General features: G+C 71.8%; 1 protein-coding gene. It reads right to left on the reverse strand.

The window, feature by feature from the left end:
* Window positions 1–280: 280 nt before the first annotated feature.
* On the reverse strand, window positions 281–1,015 hold a 735-nt coding region (locus PROKR_RS04125; protein WP_036959803.1), incomplete at its 5' end, for a sugar phosphate isomerase/epimerase family protein.

Below are 1,015 nucleotides of genomic sequence, written 5' to 3' on the forward strand. Positions count from 1 at the left end.
ACTGTTCGCCGTCTGGGGCGTCTGCCGCTTCGTCCTCCACCCGGCGGCCGCCCCTCCCGCCTGGCGTCATTGACCACAGCACTTCCTGCCAGTTTGGGGTCCCGGCTGGCAGGAAGTGCTGTGCTCAACGAGCGGCAGGCCCGTCGTCGTGGACGGGGTGGGCCTTGATGCCAGGATCCTGAGACGGGCCGGTCTCACCACTCACCTTCGAGGCCCGGGTTTCTCCGCTTTGACAGGGCTCAAAGCGGAGAAACCCGGGCCTCGAAGTAGATCTGCTTCCCTACAGGTACGGCGCCACGTGCTCGTCGTAGCGGGCAAGGACTGTCGCCGCCGTCTCCGCCGTCGGGCGGGCCCAGATCTCCTCGTTGAAGATCTCGGTCTCGATGTCGCCCACGTACCCGGCGTCGCGCACCCAGCCGGTGATCGTCGTGAAGTCGACGTACCCGTCGCCCACGTGCCCCCGCGAGTTCAGCGGCTCGGCCGCCAGCGGCAGTGCCCAGTCGCACACCTGGTACGACGCGATGCGATCCTCCCGTCCGGCCCGCGCGATCGACCGCTGCAGCGAGGGGTCCCACCACACGTGGTAGGTGTCGACCACCACGCCCACCTCCGACGCCGCGAACGGCGCCGCCAGGTCCAGCGCCTGCGCCAGCGTGGAGATCACCGCGCGGTCCGCGGCGAAGATCGGGTGCAGCGGCTCCAGCACGATCCGCACCCCGTGCTCGGCTGCGAACGGCACCAGGTCGGCGATGCGGTCGGCCACCCGGCCGCGCGTCGCCACCAGGTCGCGGTCCACGTCCGACGTCGGGGCGCCGCCCGGCGTCGAGCCCACCAGCCCGCCGACCACGAAGACCAGCTCGGAGGTGCCGATCGTCGCGGCCTCCTCGATCGCCAGCTTGTTGTCGTCGAGCGCGGCGCGGATGCCGGCGTCGTCCGCCGCGGTGAGGAACCCGCCGCGGCACAGGGACGACGCGCGCAGCCCGGCGTCCGCGATGATGCGCGCCGCCTGCGGCGC

Source organism: Promicromonospora kroppenstedtii DSM 19349, from assembly GCF_000515355.1.
GTDB classification, from domain to species: Bacteria; Actinomycetota; Actinomycetes; order Actinomycetales; family Cellulomonadaceae; genus Promicromonospora; species Promicromonospora kroppenstedtii.